This window comes from Streptomyces cinereoruber (assembly GCF_009299385.1).
GTDB lineage: Bacteria > Actinomycetota > Actinomycetes > Streptomycetales > Streptomycetaceae > Streptomyces > Streptomyces bikiniensis.
Map to the genome: position 1 here is coordinate 3,307,299 of NZ_CP023693.1, position 17,019 is coordinate 3,324,317.

The 17,019-nt window shown below is 75.3% G+C and carries 5 protein-coding genes; 4 read left to right on the forward strand and 1 reads right to left on the reverse strand.

Annotated elements, in window-relative coordinates; all coding sequences use genetic code 11:
- Nucleotides 1–86: 86 nt before the first annotated feature.
- Nucleotides 87–1,313 carry a helix-turn-helix transcriptional regulator gene (locus CP977_RS14660; protein WP_063915172.1) on the reverse strand — a complete coding sequence of 409 codons (1,227 nt, stop codon included), beginning with the start codon at nt 1,311–1,313 and terminating at the stop codon, nt 87–89.
- A gap of 614 nt (nt 1,314–1,927) precedes the next feature.
- Between CP977_RS14660 and CP977_RS14665 the strand changes: the two genes are divergently transcribed.
- Genes CP977_RS14665 through CP977_RS14680 form a run of 4 tightly spaced genes read left to right on the forward strand, consistent with a single transcriptional unit; the run spans nt 1,928 to nt 16,968 of the window.
- On the forward strand, nt 1,928–2,134 hold the full coding sequence (locus tag CP977_RS14665; protein ID WP_062754677.1) for an MbtH family protein: 207 nt from the start codon (nt 1,928–1,930) through the stop codon (nt 2,132–2,134).
- A 55-nt stretch (nt 2,135–2,189) separates the two neighbouring features.
- Nucleotides 2,190–3,494, forward strand: coding sequence for an MFS transporter (locus CP977_RS14670; RefSeq protein ID WP_229991643.1), 1,305 nt, complete (start codon nt 2,190–2,192; stop codon nt 3,492–3,494).
- A 56-nt stretch (nt 3,495–3,550) separates the two neighbouring features.
- A complete protein-coding gene (locus tag CP977_RS14675; protein WP_167308924.1) occupies nt 3,551–9,334 on the forward strand; it encodes a non-ribosomal peptide synthetase in 5,784 nt (1,927 codons plus the stop codon).
- 23 nt (nt 9,335–9,357) lie between these two features.
- Complete coding sequence (locus tag CP977_RS14680; RefSeq protein ID WP_152370238.1) at nt 9,358–16,968, forward strand: non-ribosomal peptide synthetase/type I polyketide synthase; 7,611 nt, start codon at nt 9,358–9,360, stop codon at nt 16,966–16,968.
- Nucleotides 16,969–17,019 lie beyond the last annotated feature (51 nt).

Sequence of the window (17,019 nt, forward strand, 5' to 3'; positions counted from 1 at the left end):
GCCCTCCGCCCCTCATGACGTCGGGCCCCGGCTTCTGCCGGGGCCCGACGTCGTGGTTTCGCCCTTCGGCGTCCGGGGGCGGTCCGTCACGCCGACCGGACGAGGGCCAGGGTCTCCGCGAGGTTCTTCCAGATCTCCGCGGCGAGGTCCATGTGGCCCGTCTCGTGGGCCTTCCGGGCCAGCGTCTCGATGGCCCGGACACCGGCGTCGACGTGCCCCGACCTGATCTCGATCAGCTGGGCGAGGACGTCGAACCGGACCCGGTCGCGGAACTCCAGCCCCCGCGCCTCGGCGCCGATCTCCTCGCACAGGGCGCGCGCCGCCCCGATCTCCCCGGCGTGGAAGTGCGCGTGGGCCCGGATCGTACGGAATTCGAGGCGCTGCCGGGCGGTGCCGACCAGGGCGACGGCGGGCTCGGCCTCGTCGAGGGCCTGCCGGGCCCCTTCGAGCCGGCAGGGGTGCATCTGCAGGCGGAGCGAGGCGGCGGCGAAGCGCAGCCGCATCCACAGGACGAGGTCGTCCCGGCTGCTGCCGAGCTCCACGGCCTCGGCGAGCCGGGCCTCGGCGGCCGTGTGGTTGCCGTGCCGGACGTAGACGCCGGCGGCCGTCCACAGGGCTTCGACCCGCAGGGGCCGCGAGGTGTCCCGGGAGAGCAGTTCCAGGTCCGCCACGTGCTTCAGGGCGTCGGGCAGCCGGCTCGACTCGGCCTCCGTGGAGATCAGGACCATGAGCGCGCGGACCGCGTCGGCCTGCGGCAGTTCGTGCTCGATCGCGACGGCGTAGGCGGCGGCGGCGAGGTCGTGGGCCGCCTTCACGTCGCCGAGCGACCGGTGGAGGCGGGAGACGAGGACCAGGGAGCGGGCCCGCAGTTCGGGGATCCCGCTCTCCTCGGCGATGCGCAGCAGCTCCTCGCCCTGGGCGAGCAGGTCCTCGTCGGGGGTGTCGTCCCGCCGGATCCGGGCCCGCGCCCACAGGGCCAGCCAGCGCAGCGGGGCCCCCAGGCCGGTCCGCTCGGCGCCGACGCGGTCGAGGAGTTCGCCGACGTGTGCGGCGCCGCTCTCCGCGGTGACCGCCTTGACCAGGTCCTCCACGGGCTCCCGGTCCGCGGCGGACGGGGCGGCGAAGGCCGATTCGGCCACGCCGAGCCGTTCGGCGAGCTGGGCGACGACCTTGGGCGTGGGAGGGCGGGCGCCGGACTCCAGTCGTGAGAGGTACCCGGGGGACATGGCTCCGTCTGCCAACTGCGCCTGGGACAGCCCCCGTTCCTGCCGGAGCATGCGCAGTCGCCTGCCGAAGTGGGGCTGATCGACCACCGCTGAAACCTTCCTTGCCGATGGAACAAGGGGGTGGGGGAAGGCGCGATCGCGCCTTCCCCCACCCCCTGTCACTGACAGCTTGCCTATCGGAGAAGCATTTGTCAATTTTTGGCAAAAAGCGAGGCAGTCACCAGGTGGCGTCCTGGTGCCCGCCACAGCGGTCCGACGACGGCCGTCACGGCCAGTCGATCATCGGAGCCGCGTGACCCGCGAGCGCGACCGTGCGGCCGAGCGGCTCGTCCGTTCCGGCGCCATCGGCGTGTCCCACGCCGAGGACGATGGCGAACAGACCCAGAACAGCCGCGATTCGACGCGTACATCGCATGACAAATACCCCCAAATGAAGCGAGCGAGAAGTTCGGTGACCGGATGGCCGGGCCCACCGTCCCCCTTGTCGGCGGAGGGAGCGGAGAAGGCGCGGCGCCGGCCGGCACCGTGTCGTCCGAGTCGGACAGGACGTCACGTTAACCCTTGGGCACAGCTCTGGCAAGACATTGCCAAACCCATGACCATCATGGAAAGGTGATGTCATCAGCGCGGCAAACTCCTGCCTGTACCTGGCACGGTGCCGCGCGTCGCTTCCCCGTCAGGCGACCCGAGGAGAGAACCCGATGCCGGATCCGACCCTGGGCGCCCAGGACCGCTGTGTCGTCGTGGTGAACGGAGAGGGCCAGTACGCGCTCTGGCCGGAGTTCGCCCCGCCGCCGGCCGGCTGGACCCCCGTCCACGGTCCGGCCGACCGTGCCTCGTGCGTCGCCCACGTCGACGCGCACTGGACGGACATGCGACCGCTGAGCCTGGTCGACGCCCTGGACTGAGCGACGCCCCCGTGCGACGCCCGGTCGCCCACCCCGCCGAATCTGGAGGTCTGCCGTGGAGGCAACCCGCCCGCCCGGATCCCTCTTCAAGAACAGGGCGTTCGCCCTCTTCTGGGCAAGCCAGTCGGTCTCCTTCCTGGGGACCCAGATCAGTTACGTGGCACTGCCCCTCACCGCGGTCGTCGTCCTCGACGCGACCCCGATGGAGGCGGGCCTCCTGGGCGCCCTCGAATCGCTGCCGTTCCTGCTGTTCGGCCTGTTCGTCGGCGTCCTGGTGGACCGGAGGGCCCGGCGGCCCCTCCTGATCGGCGCGAACCTGATCCGGTTCGCCGCGCTGGCGTGGATCCCGGTGGCGTACCTCCTGGACATCCTGACGATCGCGCAGCTGCTCCTCGTGACGTTCCTGGTGGGCGTCATGACGGTCTTCTTCGAGATCGCCTACATGTCCTACCTCCCGGGGCTCGTCGGCAAGGACCGGCTGATGGAGGCCAACGGGCGGCTCCAGGCCTCCGCCTCGACCGCCGAGGTCGCCGGACCGGGCATCGCGGGCGGTCTCATCGGCGTGCTGAGCGCCCCCCTGGTGATCGCCGTCGACGCCGTCAGCTACCTGGTCTCCGCGCTCACCCTGCTGCGGCTGCCGGCGGACGAGGCGCCCCGGCCCGAGGCCGGCGCCGACGCCGAGGGCAAGCAGTCGGTCTGGGCCTCGCTGCGCGAGGGCTTCTCCCTCGTCGGCCGCAACCCGCTGCTGCGCTGGTGCACGATCGCCGTCTTCTTCCTGAGTCTGTTCTTCAGCTCGGTGATGGCCGTGTACTTCCTCTACCTCATCGACGAGGCGGGGCTCAGCTCCACCGCGGTCGGCCTGATCGTCGCCGTCGGCAGCGTCGGCGGTCTCGTCGGCGCCCTGCTGTCCGACCGGCTGATCACCTGGCTGGGCGTCGGCCCGACGCTGGTCTCCGCCGTGGCCCTCCCCGGCTTCGGCTTCCTCCTCCTGGCCACCGTCGACGGGAACTCCCTCGGCGCCGCCGTGCTCGCCGGCGTCGCCACCTTCATCGGCTTCTTCGGCATCCCCGTGTGGGACGTGACCGTCATCAGCTTCCGCCAGACGATCACGCCCGAGCACCTCCAGGGCCGGGTCAACGCGACCGTGCGCTCGCTCTCCTGGGGCACCCTCGCCGTCGGCTCCCTGATGGGAGGCGCCCTCGCCACCGGCCTCGGCCTGCGCGAGACCGTCGTGATCTCGGCGATCGGCCTCTTCGTCCCCTCGCTGATCGTGCTGCTCTCCCCCGTGCGCCGGATGCGCCGGCTGGAGATGCCGGAGGAGACCCCGACGGACGACCCGAGCCCCGTCGGCTCCCACTAGCGCCCCTGTCCGATCCCGACCCTTCCGTGCCACCCCCTTCGAAGGAGGAACCCGACGTGGCGGCCATCGCATCCGTGCGGGACCGGCTCCCCGACGAGCCGTCCGCGCCCGGGCTCCCCACCGACCGCCGGCGGACCGCCGGGAGCCGCGCGGCGCGCGACTCGGTGACGGTCCCGCTCGACGGACCGGTCGCGGAGCGCCTGGACCGGGTCGCCGACACCCTCGGCACCGACCGGTTCACGGTCCTGACGACCGTGTTCGCGCTGCTCCTCAGCCGCTACTCGGGCACGGCCGACGTCGTCGTCGGGATCACGGCTCCGGAGGGCCCGGAGGCCCCGACCACCCCCTCCCCCCTGCACGCGCACGTGGACGAGGCCCACACCTTCGCCGACCTCGTCGCCGCCGTACGCGACACCCTGGCGGAATCCGCCGACACCCCGCCGCCCCGTCCGGACGACTCCCCCCACACCCCCACGCCGTTCCGGACCCTGACCGGCCCCCGGGGCGCCGGCCCCGCGCCGCTCGCCGACCTGGCGCTGCTCTGGGACGCGCCCGCCGCCGACGGCATCCGGTCCGGCACCCTCGCGTACGACCCCGCGCTGTTCGACCGCGCCACCCCCGAACGGTTCGCCGCGCAGTTCGCGACCCTGCTGGAAGCCGCCCTGGCCGCCCCCGGCTCGCCGCTCCACGCCCTCGGGCACACCACGCCCGAGGAGCGGGCGCTGCTCACGGCCTGGGGCACCGCGCCGGCCCGGGCCACCGCCCCCCGCAGCGTGGTCGAGGCGCTCCTCGACCACCCGGCGGCGGACCCCGACTCCGTGGCCCTGGTGTTCCCGGACGGCACCCTGACCCACGCCGGGCTCCGCGCCCGCGCGGAACGGGCGGCGGACGCCCTGCTGGCCCGCGGGGTGCGCCCCGAGGACACCGTCGGACTGGCCGTCGAGGCCTCGTCGGCGCTGGTCGTCGCGATGCTCGCGGTGCTGACGGCCGGCGCGGCGTACGTACCGCTCGACCCGGGCCACCCCCACGCCCGGCTGGCCCACATGGTGGAGGACAGCCGGACCCGCCTGGTGATCGCCGACCGGGAGGTCGCCTTCGGCGACGGGGTCGCGGTGGTCCGGCTCGACGAACTGGAGGCGTGGGACGCGCCGGAGGCGGGGCCCGGCGGCCCCCCGGGCCGGCCCGCGCGCCCGCACCCCGAGCAGCGGGCGTGCGTGCTCTACACCTCGGGCTCGACCGGCCGCCCGAAGGGCGTCGCCATCACCCACCGCGGGATCGTGCGCCTGGTGTGCGGGACCGACTACCTGGACTGGGGCCCCTCCGACGTGGTGGGCCAGGTCGCCAACACCTCGTTCGACGCCGCCACCTTCGAGATCTGGGGGGCGCTCCTGAACGGCGCCCGGCTGGTGGGCGTCCCCAAGCACGAGGTCCTCGACCCCGCAGCCCTCCGCCGCCGCGTCGAGACCGACGGCATCACGTCGATGCTGCTCACCACGGCCGTCTTCCACAAGTGCGCCGACGCCGACCCGGGCATGTTCGCACCGCTGCGCACGCTCTTCTTCGGCGGTGAGGCCGCCGACGTGCGCCGGGTGCGCGCGGTGCGGCGGGCCGCCCCCGGCGTACGCCTCGTCAACGCCTACGGCCCGACCGAGGGCACCACCATCGCGAGCCGCCACGACGTCGGCGACCCGGCCCCGGAGGACCGGATCCCGATCGGCCGGCCGATCACCGGCACCGAGCTGTACGTCCTCGACCGGCGCGGCCGGCACGCCGGCGTCGGACTGCCCGGCGAGCTGCACATCGGCGGACCGGGCCTGGCCCGCGGCTACACCGGCCGGCCCGGCCTGACCGCGGAACGGTTCGTACCGAGCCCGTTCGGCACCGGCGAACGCCTCTACCGCACCGGGGACATCGCCCGCTGGCGCGCCGACGGCACCCTGGAGTACCTCGGCCGCGCCGACGCCCAGGTGAAGATCCGCGGCGTCCGCATCGAGCCCGGGGAGATCGCGGCCGTGCTCCGCGACCACCCCGGCGTCCGGGAGGCGGTCGTCGTCCCGAGGGGCGAGGACGACCGGCGGGCGCTGGCCGCCTACGTCGTCCCGGCGGACGGGGAGCGGGCCGAGCCGCGCGCCCTGCGCTCCTTCGCGGCCGAGCGGCTGCCCGCCGCGCTGGTCCCCGTCTGGTACGTGAGCCTCGACGAGCTGCCCGTGACGCCGAACGGCAAGGCCGACCTCGCGGCGCTCCCCGAGCCGACGGGCGACGACGAGGCCCGGTCCCGCGCCTTCGTGCCGCCCCGGGGCGCGACCGAGAAGCTGGTCGCCCGGGTCTGGTCGGAGCTGCTGGGGCGGGCGGAACTCTCCGCGGACGACGACTTCTTCGCGCTCGGCGGGAACTCCCTGCTGGCGGCGCAGGCCGCCGGCCGGGTCGCGGCCGGGCTCGGGGCCGACATCGGCCCGCGGAGCGTGTTCGAGGCGCCCACGGTGTCCGCCTTCGCGCGGCGCGCCGCGGCGGCCGGGTCCGCCCGGACCGCCCCGCCGCTGCTCCCCGCCGGCCCCGCGCCCCAGCCGCTGTCCTTCGCCCAGCGGCGCCTGTGGTTCCTCGACCGGCTGACCTCAGGCGGCCCGCTGTACAACGTCCCCCTGGCCCTGACCCTGACCGGCGACCTCGACCCGGACGCCCTGCGCGCCGCGGTGCGGGAGCTGGTGCGGCGGCACGCCTCGCTGCGCACCCGGCTGACCGCCACGGACGGCGGCGACCCCGTGCAGACGGTCGACCCGGCCGGCGAACCGGCCTGGACCGCCGAGGACCTCGGCCGGCTTCCCGGGCCCGAACGGGCCGCGGCCGCCGAGGAGCGCGCCTGGGCCGAGGCGGCGCTGCCCTTCGACCTCTCCGCCGGGCCGCTCGCCCGCTTCCGCCTGCTGCGCCTGGACGCGCGGCACGCGGTCCTCCTGGTCACCCTGCACCACGCCGTCTCCGACGGCTGGTCGGTCGGCGTGCTCCTGCGGGACCTCACCGCCCTGTACCGGGCCGCGCTCGACGGCGGGGCCGCCCCGCTGCCGCCGCTCCCGGTGCAGTACCCGGACTACACCGCCTGGCAGCGCGCCCTCCTGGACGGCCCGGTCCGCGACGTACAGCTCGGGTACTGGCGCGACTGCCTGGCCGGCGCGCCCCCCGTCCTCGACCTGCCCGCCGACCGGCCCCGCCCGGCCCTCCCCCGGCACGCCGGCGACACCGTCCCGGTGCGGCTCCCGGCCAAGGTGACCGCCCGGCTCGGCGAGGTGGGCACCCGGCTCGGGACGACCCGGTTCATGACCCTGCTCGCGGTCTTCTCGCTGCTCCTCGGCCGGTACGCCGGGGTGCGGGACGTCAGCGTCGGCACCCCGGTGTCGGGCCGGACCCGCCCGGAGGTCGAGGACCTGATCGGCTTCTTCGTGAACACCCTGGTGCTCCGCTCCCGCTGGGACGAGGAGCAGACCTTCGCCGAGTTCCTCGCCGCGGTCCGCGAGGGCGTCCTGAGCGCCTTCGAGCACCAGGACGTGCCGTTCGAGCACGTCGTGGAGGCCGTCCGGCCGCCCCGCGACCCGGGCCGGACGCCGCTGTTCCAGGTGATGATGGCGATGCAGGACGTGCCCCGGGAGGTGCCGGTCGCGCCGGACCTCGCCATGACGGTCAGCGAACCCGCCGCCTCGGTCGCGAAGTTCGACCTGACCCTGGTCTGGGAGGAGTCCTCCCTGGAGTCGGGGGAGCTGCGCGGCGCGATCGAGTACGACGTCGACCTGTTCGACCGGGCGACCGTGGAACGGTTCGCGGGGCACTTCACCACCCTCCTGGAAGCCGCCCTGGCCGCGCCGGAGACCCCGCTGCACGCCCTGTCGATGCTCGGCGGGGCCGAGCTGGAGACCCTCGTCGGCGGCCCCGGCACCGGCGCCGCCGACACCCCGGGCACGCTGCTGGACCTCCTCGCCGACGCGTCCGCGCGCTGGGGCGGGCGGACCGCCGTCAGCCAGGACGGGCGGTCGCTGACCCACGCCGAACTGGCCGCCCGCTCCGACCGGATCGCCCGCCGCCTGCGCGCCCTCGGCGTCGGGCCGGGCAGCCGCGTCGTGGTGTGCCTGGAGCGCTCCCTCGCCTGGCCGGCCGCGCTGATCGGGGTCATGAAGACCGGCGCCGCCTACGTCCCGGTCGACGCCGGGGCGCCACGGGACCGGCTCGACCGGGTGGTCGCCGACGCGGAGGCCGCCCTGGTCCTGGGGTCCGCCGCGACCGCCGGACGGGCGGGCGGCACCGTCCCGTTCCTCACCGTCGAGGAGGCCCTGCACGGCCCCGCCGGAGACGCCGCAGACGCCGGGGACTCCCGGGACGGCACCACCGACCCGGCCGGGGACGCCGCCGGGCTCCCCGCCGTCCCCCCGGGGGCCACGGCCTACGTCCTCTACACCTCCGGGACCACCGGCGCCCCCAAGGGCGTGTGCGTCAGCCAGGCCAACCTCGCCCACACGCTGGGGGCCGTCGCCGACCGGTACGGCCTGCACCCGGACGACCGGGTCCTCCAGTTCGCCTCCCTCGGCTTCGACGTGGCCGCCGAGGAGCTGTTCGGCACCCTGATCCGGGGCGGCCACGTGGTGCTGCTCCCGGCCGGCCCGGTGCCGGGGATCGCGGAGCTCACCGGCCTGGCCCGGCGGGACCGGCTGACCGTGCTCAACCTCCCCGCCTCGTACTGGCACGAGTGGGTCGCCGTCCTCGACCGGCACCCGGTGACCGACTGCCCCGGGCTGCGGCTCGTCGTGGTCGGCAGCGAACGGGTCGACGCCGGACGGCTCGCCGAGTGGCGGGCCGCCGCGCCCCCCGGGGTGCGCTGGATCAACGCGTACGGCCCGACGGAGACCACCATCACGGCCACGCTGTACGAACCGGCACCCGGGGAGCCGGGCGGCGGCACGACCGTGCCCATCGGCAGGCCGCTGCCCGGCGTCCGCGCGTACGTCCTCGACGAGCGGCTGCGGCCGGTCCCGCGCGGCGTCCACGGCGACCTGTTCCTCGCCGGCCCCGGCGTGTCCCAGGGATACCTGGGGGACCCCGGGCGGACGGCCGCCGCCTTCCCGCCCGACCCCTGGGGGCCGCCGGGCGAGCGCATGTACGCCACGGGCGACCGGGTCCGCGCGACCGCCGACGGCACCCTCGAATTCCTGGGCCGCACCGACCACCAGGTGAAACTGCGCGGCTTCCGGATCGAGCTCGGCGAGATCGAGGCCGCCCTGACCGCGCACCCCCGGGTCCGGGACGCGGCGGCGCTGCTCCGCGAGGACGTGCCCGGCAAGCCCCTCCTGGTCGGCTACGCCGCCCTTTCCGGGCCCGTCACCGACGCCGAGCTGCGCGAGCACCTCGCCCGGAGGCTGCCGGAGTACATGCTGCCCGCCGCGCTCGTCCTGATGGACGCGCTGCCGCGCGGCGAGCGCGGCAAGACCGACCGGCGCGCCCTGCCCGCGCCCGCGACGCAGGGCGGCACCGCGCGCGCCCCGCTCCGGGGCGAGGCGGAACGCCTCGTGGCCGCCGTCTGGGCCGAGGTCCTGGCGGTGGACGAGGTGGGCGCGGAGGACAACTTCTTCGAGGCCGGCGGCCACTCGCTGCTCCTGCTGCGCGTGCAGGCCCGGCTGACCGAACGGCTCGGACGGCAGATCCCCGTGGTGGACCTGTTCGCACACCCCACCGTCCGGAGCCTGGCCCGGCACCTCGCCGAGGGCGAGGAGGACCCCGCCGCGACCGGGGACGCGGGGCGCCGCCGGGCCGCCGCACGCAAGGCGCACACACGCGCACGGACACCGCGGAGGACCACGCGGTGACGTCCGAAACCTTGGAGACAGGAATGACGAACGAGATCACGGACGAAGGCGCGGCGCCCGCGGGCGCGGTCGCCGTCGTGGGCATGGCCCTGCGATGTCCCGGGGCGGACACCCCGGAGGCCTTCTGGCGGAACCTGGCCGGCGGCGTCGAGTCGATCAGCACGTTCACCGACGGGGAACTCCTCGCCGCCGGCGTCGCGCCCGACGAGGCCGCCCGCCCGGACTACGTGCGCCGGCTCGGCGTGCTCGCGGACGTGGAGGGCTTCGACGCCGCCTTCTTCGGCTTCTCGCCGCGCGAGGCCCAGATGCTCGACCCGCAGCACCGGCTGCTCCTCGAGTGCGCCTGGGAGGCCCTGGAGCACGCGGGCGGCCCCGTGGAGGGGACGGACCTGGTCACCGGCGTCTACGCGGGCGTCGGCGAGAGCGCCTACCTGCACCGCAACCTGCTGCCGAACGGCGACCTGGTGGCCCGGGTCGGCGAGTTCCAGACCTCGCTCGGCAACGACAAGGACTTCGTGCCGACGCGGATCTCCTTCAAGCTCGACCTGCGCGGGCCCAGCGTCAGCGTCCAGACCGGCTGCTCGACCTCGCTCGTCGCCGTCCACACCGCCTGCCAGGCCCTGAACGGCGGCGAGTGCGACGTGGCGCTCGCCGGCGGCGCCACCGTGATCCCGGAGCGCCGCGGCTACCGCCACGAGCCGGGCGGCATCAAGTCGTCCGACGGGCACTGCCGGGCCTTCGACGCTGCCGCGGACGGCACCGTCGCCGGCAGCGGCGCCGCCGTCGTGGTGCTCAAGCGTCTCGAGGACGCCCTCGCCGACGGCGACGTGATCCACGCGGTGATCCGCGGCTCCGCCGTCAACAACGACGGCGCGCGCAAGGTCGGCTTCACCGCGCCGAGCGTCGAGGGCCAGGCCGACGTGATCACGGAGGCCCTGGCCGTCGCCGACGTGGAGCCGTCCACCGTCTCGTACGTGGAGGCCCACGGCACCGGCACGGCCCTCGGCGACCCCGTCGAGGTCGCCGCGCTCAAGCGCGTCTTCGACGGCGGGCCGGCCGGGAGCTGCGCCCTCGGCTCGGTCAAGACCAACGTCGGGCACCTGGACACGGCGGCCGGCGTGGTCGGCCTCGTCAAGGTGGTCCTCGCGCTCAAGGCCAGGCAGCTGCCGCCCTCGCTGCACTTCGAGCGCCCCAACCCCGAACTGGGCCTGGAAGACAGCCCGTTCTACGTCAACACGGAGCTGTCCCCGTGGCGGGGCGAGCGCCTGCGCGCGGGCGTGAGCTCCTTCGGCATCGGCGGCACCAACGCCCACGTCGTCCTGGAGGAGGCGCCCGCCCGGGCGCCGCGCGCCCCGCGCACCGAGGACGGCGTCCGGCACGTGCTGCCCCTGTCCGCCGCCACCCCCACCGCGCTCGCGGCGTCCGCCGCCCGGCTCGCCGAGCACCTGCGGGCGCACCCGGAGGAGCGCGTCGAGGACGTGGCGCACACCCTGCGGCACGGCCGCCGGCAGCTCCCCCGGCGCGGTTACGTCGTCGCGGGCGGCGTCGCCGAGGCCGTCGAGGCGCTGGACGCCGGGCTCCTGACCGCCCACGGCACGGGCGACAAGCCCCGGGACCGGGCGACCGTCCTCGCCTTCCCCGGGCAGGGCGCCCAGCGCGCGGGCATGGCCCGCGCCGTGTACGCGCGGGAGGCGGTGTTCCGGGCGGAGGCCGACCGGGCCGCGTCCCTGCTCCTGTCGCTGGCCGGCGTCGACGTACGGTCGGTGCTCGGGCTCGGCGGGCGGTCGCCCGAGGACGGGGCCGCGGTGCACGAGACCTCGCTGGCGCAGCCGGCGCTCTTCGTCCTGGAGTACGCGCTGGCGCGGCTCTGGGAGTCGTGGGGCGTCCGCCCCACGGCGATGGTCGGGCACAGCGTGGGCGAGCTGGTGGCCGCCTGCCTGGCCGGCGTGATGTCCCTGGAGGATGCGCTGCGCCTGGTCGCCGCGCGCGGCCGGCTGATGCAGGCCGCGCCGACCGGGGCGATGACCGCCGTCCCGCTGCCGGAGGGCGAGCTCGCGGAGCTGCCCGACGGACTGGACCTGGCCGCCGTCAACGGGCCGCGCGAGTGCGTGGTGGCCGGCACCGAGGAGGCCGTCGCGGCCTTCGAGGCGCGGCTCGCCGGGCGCGGCGTCGTCTCGAAGCGGCTGCGGACCTCCCACGCCTTCCACTCGCGGCTCATGGACGGGGCGGCCGCCGCCTTCGCCGACGAGGCCGCCCGGATCGAACTCGCGCCGCCGCGCGTCCCGTTCGTGTCGAACGTGACCGGCACCTGGATCACCGACGAGGAGGCCACGAGCCCGGCGTACTGGGCGCGCCAGATCCGCGCCACGGTCCGCTTCGACGACGCCCTGGCGGCCGTCCGCGACACCGGGGCCGTCCTCCTGGAGGCCGGTCCCGGCCAGGTGCTCACGCGGCTGGCCCGCGCCGCCGGGATCGACGCCGTCGCGTCGCTGCCGACCACGGCCGGTCCGGACGCCCCGGACGCGCCGGACCTGCCGCGGGCCGTCGGGCAGCTCTGGTGCGAGGGCGTCCCGGTGGACTGGGCGGCCCTGTCCGGCGAGGCCCGGCCGCTGCGCACCGTCCTGCCCACCTACCCCTTCGAGCGGGAGCGGTGCTGGGTCGATCCGCCGCGCGCCACGGCCCCCGGCGGCTGCGGATGCGGCCACGGAACCCCCGGCGCCGGAACCGCCACGGAGGAGACGGCGACCGAGGAAGCCCCGGCCGCCGCGCAGGCGCCACACAACGCCCCCGCCCTCACCGACCCGACCGAGCGCGAGGTCGCCGCGGTCTTCACCGACCTCCTCGGTCTCGCGTCCGTCGGACCGGAGGACGGCTTCTTCGAGCTGGGCGGCCACTCGCTGCTCGCCACCCAGCTGGTCACCCGGATCCGCGGCCTCTTCGGCGTCGAGATCTCCCTGCGCGACTTCATCGGGCGGCCGACGGTCCGCGGCCTGGCCCGCGCCGTGGACGCCGCGCGGGCCGGCACGGAGGCCGGCGCGCCGGAGGCGCTGCCGGTCATCACGCCCGACCCCGCCGCCGAGGCGGAGCCCTTCCCGCTGACCGACGTGCAGCAGGCCTACTGGATCGGCCGCACCGGCGTCTTCGACATCGGCAACGTCGGCATGCACGGTTACGAGGAGTTCGAGGCGACCGGCCTCGACCTGCCCCGGCTTGAGCGGGCGTTCCGCCGGCTGATCCGGCGCCACGGCATGCTGCGGGCGATCGTGCTGCCGCAGGGCGAGCAGCGGATCCTCCCCGAGGTCCCCGACTACGTCATCGAGACCCAGGACCTGCGCGGGCTGCCCGGCGACGAGGCGACGGCGGCCCTGGAGGCCACCCGCGACGCCATGTCCCACCAGGTCTTCGCGCCCGAGCGGTGGCCCCTGTTCGAGCTGCGCGCCAGCCGCATGGACGGCGACCGCACCCGGCTGCACTACAGCATCGACGGCCTGATCACCGACGCCCGCAGCTCGAACCTGCTGCTCGGCGAGCTCTCCGCGCTCTACCGCGACCCGGACGCCGAACTGCCCGAGCCCGCGCTCTCCTTCCGCGACTACGTCCTCGCCGAACGGAGCCTGGAGGAGACCGGGCTGTACCGGCGCGCGGAGGCGTACTGGCGCGAACGGCTGCCGGACTTCGCCCCCGCCCCCGACCTGCCGCTGGCCCGCGACCCCCGCACCATCGACACGCCCCGCTTCAGCCGGGTCGGCGGCACCCTGGACAAGGAGCGCTGGGACCGGGTCAAGGCGGCGGCCGCCCGGCGCGGCATCACGCCCACGGCGCTGCTCGTCGCCGCGTACGGCGAGGCCATGGCGACCTGGGCCACGCACCGCAGGTTCACCCTCAACCTGCCCATGGCCAACCGGCTTCCGCTCCACCCGGGCGTCGACGCCGTCGTCGGCGACTTCACCTCGGTGACCCTGCTGGAGGTCGACACCACCGCGGGCGACACCTTCGCCGAGCGCGCCCGCGCGGTCCGGGACCAACTGCTGACCGACATCGACCACCGCCTCTTCAGCGGCGTCCGGGTGCTGCGCGAGCTGAAGCGGGTGCGCCCCGAGGCGGCCATGCCGGCGGTGTTCACCAGTCTCTTCCTCGACCACGGCCAGGACACCGGGCTCGGCGAGGAGGTGTTCAGCATCTCCCAGACGCCCCAGGTGTGGATCGACGCCCAGGTCTTCGAGCAGGACGGCGACCTGGTCCTGGACATCGACGCGGTCGACGAGCTGTTCCCGGCGGGTCTGGTCGCCTCGGTCCACGGGGCCACGCTGGAGCTGCTGCGGTGGCTGGCCGAGTCCGACGAGTGCTGGGGCCTGCCGCTGCCGTCGCTGCTGCCGGCCGAGGACGCGCGGCACCGCGAGGCGTACAACCGGACGGACGGGCACCTGCCGGACGGCCTGCTCCACGAGCCGTTCTTCGCCCGCGCCGGGCGCACCCCGGACCGCCCGGCCGTGATCACCCGCGACCGGACCCTGAGCTACGGCGAACTCGCGGGCCGCGCCCGGGTGATCGCCGCCCGCCTGACCGCACTGGACGTCCGGCCGAACGACCTGGTCGCCGTGGTCATGGAGAAGGGCTGGGAGCAGAGCGCCGCGGTCCTCGGCATCCTGGCGTCGGGCGCGGCGTACCTGCCGGTCGACGCGGAGCTGCCCGAGGAGCGCGTCCGCTTCCTGCTCGAACAGGGCAGGGTCCGCGCGGTGCTGACCCAGTCCTGGATCGCCGGCCGGATGTCCGGCCCGCTGGGCCCGGACGGCACGGTGTTCGCCGTGGACGGGCTGCCGTCCGACCCGGGCCCGGAGCCGGCCGCCCGGCCCGCCACGACCCCCGGGGACCTCGCCTACGTGATCTTCACCTCCGGTTCGACCGGAGTGCCCAAGGGCGTGATGATCAGCCACCGCGGCGCCCTCAACACGGTCGTGGACGTCAACGACCGCTTCTCGGTCGGCCCCGACGACCGGACGCTCGCCCTGTCGTCCCTGAGCTTCGACCTGTCGGTGTACGACGTCTTCGGCCCGCTGGCCGTCGGAGGCGCCGTCGTGGTCCCCGACCCGGCCGCGCACCGCGACCCCGCGGTCTGGCTGGAGCTGGCCGAACGGGCCGGCGTCACCCTGTGGAACTCCGTACCGGCGCTGATGGAGCTGCTGGTCGAGCACATGACGGTGAGCGGGACGACCAGCGACGCGCTGCGCCTGGTGATGCTCAGCGGCGACTGGTTCCCCGTCACCCTGCCGGAGCGCGTCCGGCGCACCCTGGGCACGCCGGAGATCGTCAGCCTCGGCGGTGCGACGGAGGCGTCCATCTGGTCGATCCTGCACCCCGTCGGGGAGGTGCCGGCGGACTGGCCGTCCATCCCGTACGGCTCCCCGATGCGCAACCAGACCTTCCACGTCCTCGACGAGAACTTCCTGCCGCGCCCGACCGGCGTCCCCGGCCGGCTCTACATCGGCGGCGTCGGCCTGGCCGAGGGCTACCTCCGCGACGAGGCGAAGACCGCCGCGAGCTTCGTGCGCCACCCGGTGACGGGCGAGCGCCTGTACCGGACGGGCGACCTGGGCCGGTTCCTGCCCAGCGGCGAGATCGAGTTCCTCGGGCGCGAGGACTTCCAGGTCAAGATCCAGGGCTACCGGATCGAGCTGGGCGAGATCGAGACGGCGCTGCTCCAGCACCCCGGAGTCCGGGGCGCCGTGGCCGTCGTCCACGGCCGGCCGCAGGGCGCCAAGCGGCTGATCGCGTTCGTCGTCCCGGAGGAGGGCAGGCCGGTCCCGGCGGACGTACGGGAGTTCCTCGGCGCCAAGCTGCCCGGCTACATGGTGCCCGAGACCGTCCTCGCGCTCCCCGAACTGCCGCTCACCGCCAACGGCAAGGTCGACCGCAAGGCCCTGGTCGTGCCGGACGAGCCGGCCGAGGCCGCCGCGTACCAGCCGCCGGCCTCGGACGTCGAGCGGACCGTCGCCGGGGTGTGGGCCGAGATGCTCAAGGTCGAGCGCGTCGGCCGGCAGGACCACTTCTTCGAGCTCGGCGGCGACTCGCTGACCGCCATGCGCACGGTCGTGCACCTGCGCAAGGCGCTCGGCGTCGAGATCCCGATCCGCGTCATCTTCGACAACCCGACGCTGGAACGGATCGCCGGGGCGATCGACGCCGTACGGGACGGTGCCGGGGCGGACGCCCAGGACGGGCCGGTCCGCCGGCCCGACGGCACCGGGCCGGTCCCGCTGACCGCCGCCCAGTCGCGGCTCTGGTTCCACGAGCAGCTCTCCCCCGGCAGCACCACGTACAACCTGGTCCAGCCGTTCCGCCTCACCGGCCCGCTGGACGTCGAGGCCCTGCGCCGGGCGTTCGAGCTCTTCGTGGAGCGGCACGACGTCCTGTCGCTGACCTTCGAGGCGGCCGGGGACGGCCCGCGCCAGGTCCCGGGCTCCGGCAAGGCGCTGGACTTCCAGCTCGCCGACGTGGCCGACGACCCGGAGAAGCTGGCGCCCGAGCGGGTGATCGCCGAGGAGACCCGTACGCCCTTCGACCTCTCCGGCGGCCCGCACTTCCGGGTCCGGCTGCTGCGGGAAGGACCGGAGCGGCACGTCCTGGTCGTGTCCGTGCACCACATCGTGTGGGACGCCTGGTCCACCTCGATCATGGTCCGCGAGATCGGCGCGCTGTACCGGAGCGGGACCGGGGCCGTGCTGCCCGAGCCCGGCGTCGGCTACGCCGACGTCGCGGTGTGGGAGGCCCGGCAGGCCGCGTCCGGCGCGTTCGAGGAGCAGATCGACTTCTGGCGCCGCGAACTGGCCGCGCTGCCCGTCCTGGCGCTGCCCACCGAGGGCGTGGTCGAGGACTCCGGGGCGATCGAGGGGAGCCGCGCGCCCGTCACGGTCGAACCCGCGGTGGCCTCGGCCTTCCGGGAGGTCTGCACGAGCGGGCGGGCGACCACGTTCATGGGGTACCTGGCCGCCTGGCAGGTGCTGCTCCAGTGGTGGTGCCGCCAGCAGGACGTCGTCGTCGGCGTGCCGGCCGGCCACCGCGCCCATCCGCAGCTGGAGAACACGATCGGGTTCCTGGTCAACAGCCTCGCGATCCGCACCCGGTTCACCGGCGACCCGACCTTCGCCGAGGTGCTGGGGGAGGTCCGCGAGCGGGCCCTGGAGGCGTACGCCCACCAGGACGTGCCGTTCGACCACGTCGTCCAGGCCGTCCGGCCGGCGCGGCGCGCGGGCGAGTCGGCGCCGGTGTACCGCACCTGGTTCCTCCTCGAGGACGTGCCGCTGCCCGAGTGGGACGTGCCCGGCGTGCGCGCCGAGGAGCTGGAGGCGGAGTTCCTGCTCTCGGTGCACGACATCAAGCTCACCCTGGTCGCCACCGCGGACGGCGGCATGGAGGGCGGCATCGACTACCGCACCGGTCTCTTCTCCGACGCCACCGTCCGCCGGCTGACCCACTGCCTGCACGCACTGGTGACGCTGCTGTCCACCGCGCCGGACACGCCCCTCAGCCGGATCAACCGGGCCCTGGAGGACCTGTGGGAGGGCCGCGACGGGACCCGCGGGAAGCGGACCTGGAAGCGGACCCCGGCACGGCGGGTGCCCGTGCGCGAGGCATGAGAACCAGCCAGGCACGAGGACCCACGAGGGATGAGGACCACCCGTCCGCCG

Excerpts from the sequence above, each read along its gene's own strand:
- CP977_RS14680 (WP_152370238.1), top strand. The coding sequence starts at position 9,358 with ATGACGAACGAGATCACGGACGAAGGCGCGGCGCCCGCGGGCGCGGTC.
- CP977_RS14665 (WP_062754677.1), top strand. The coding sequence starts at position 1,928 with ATGCCGGATCCGACCCTGGGCGCCCAGGACCGCTGTGTCGTCGTGGTG.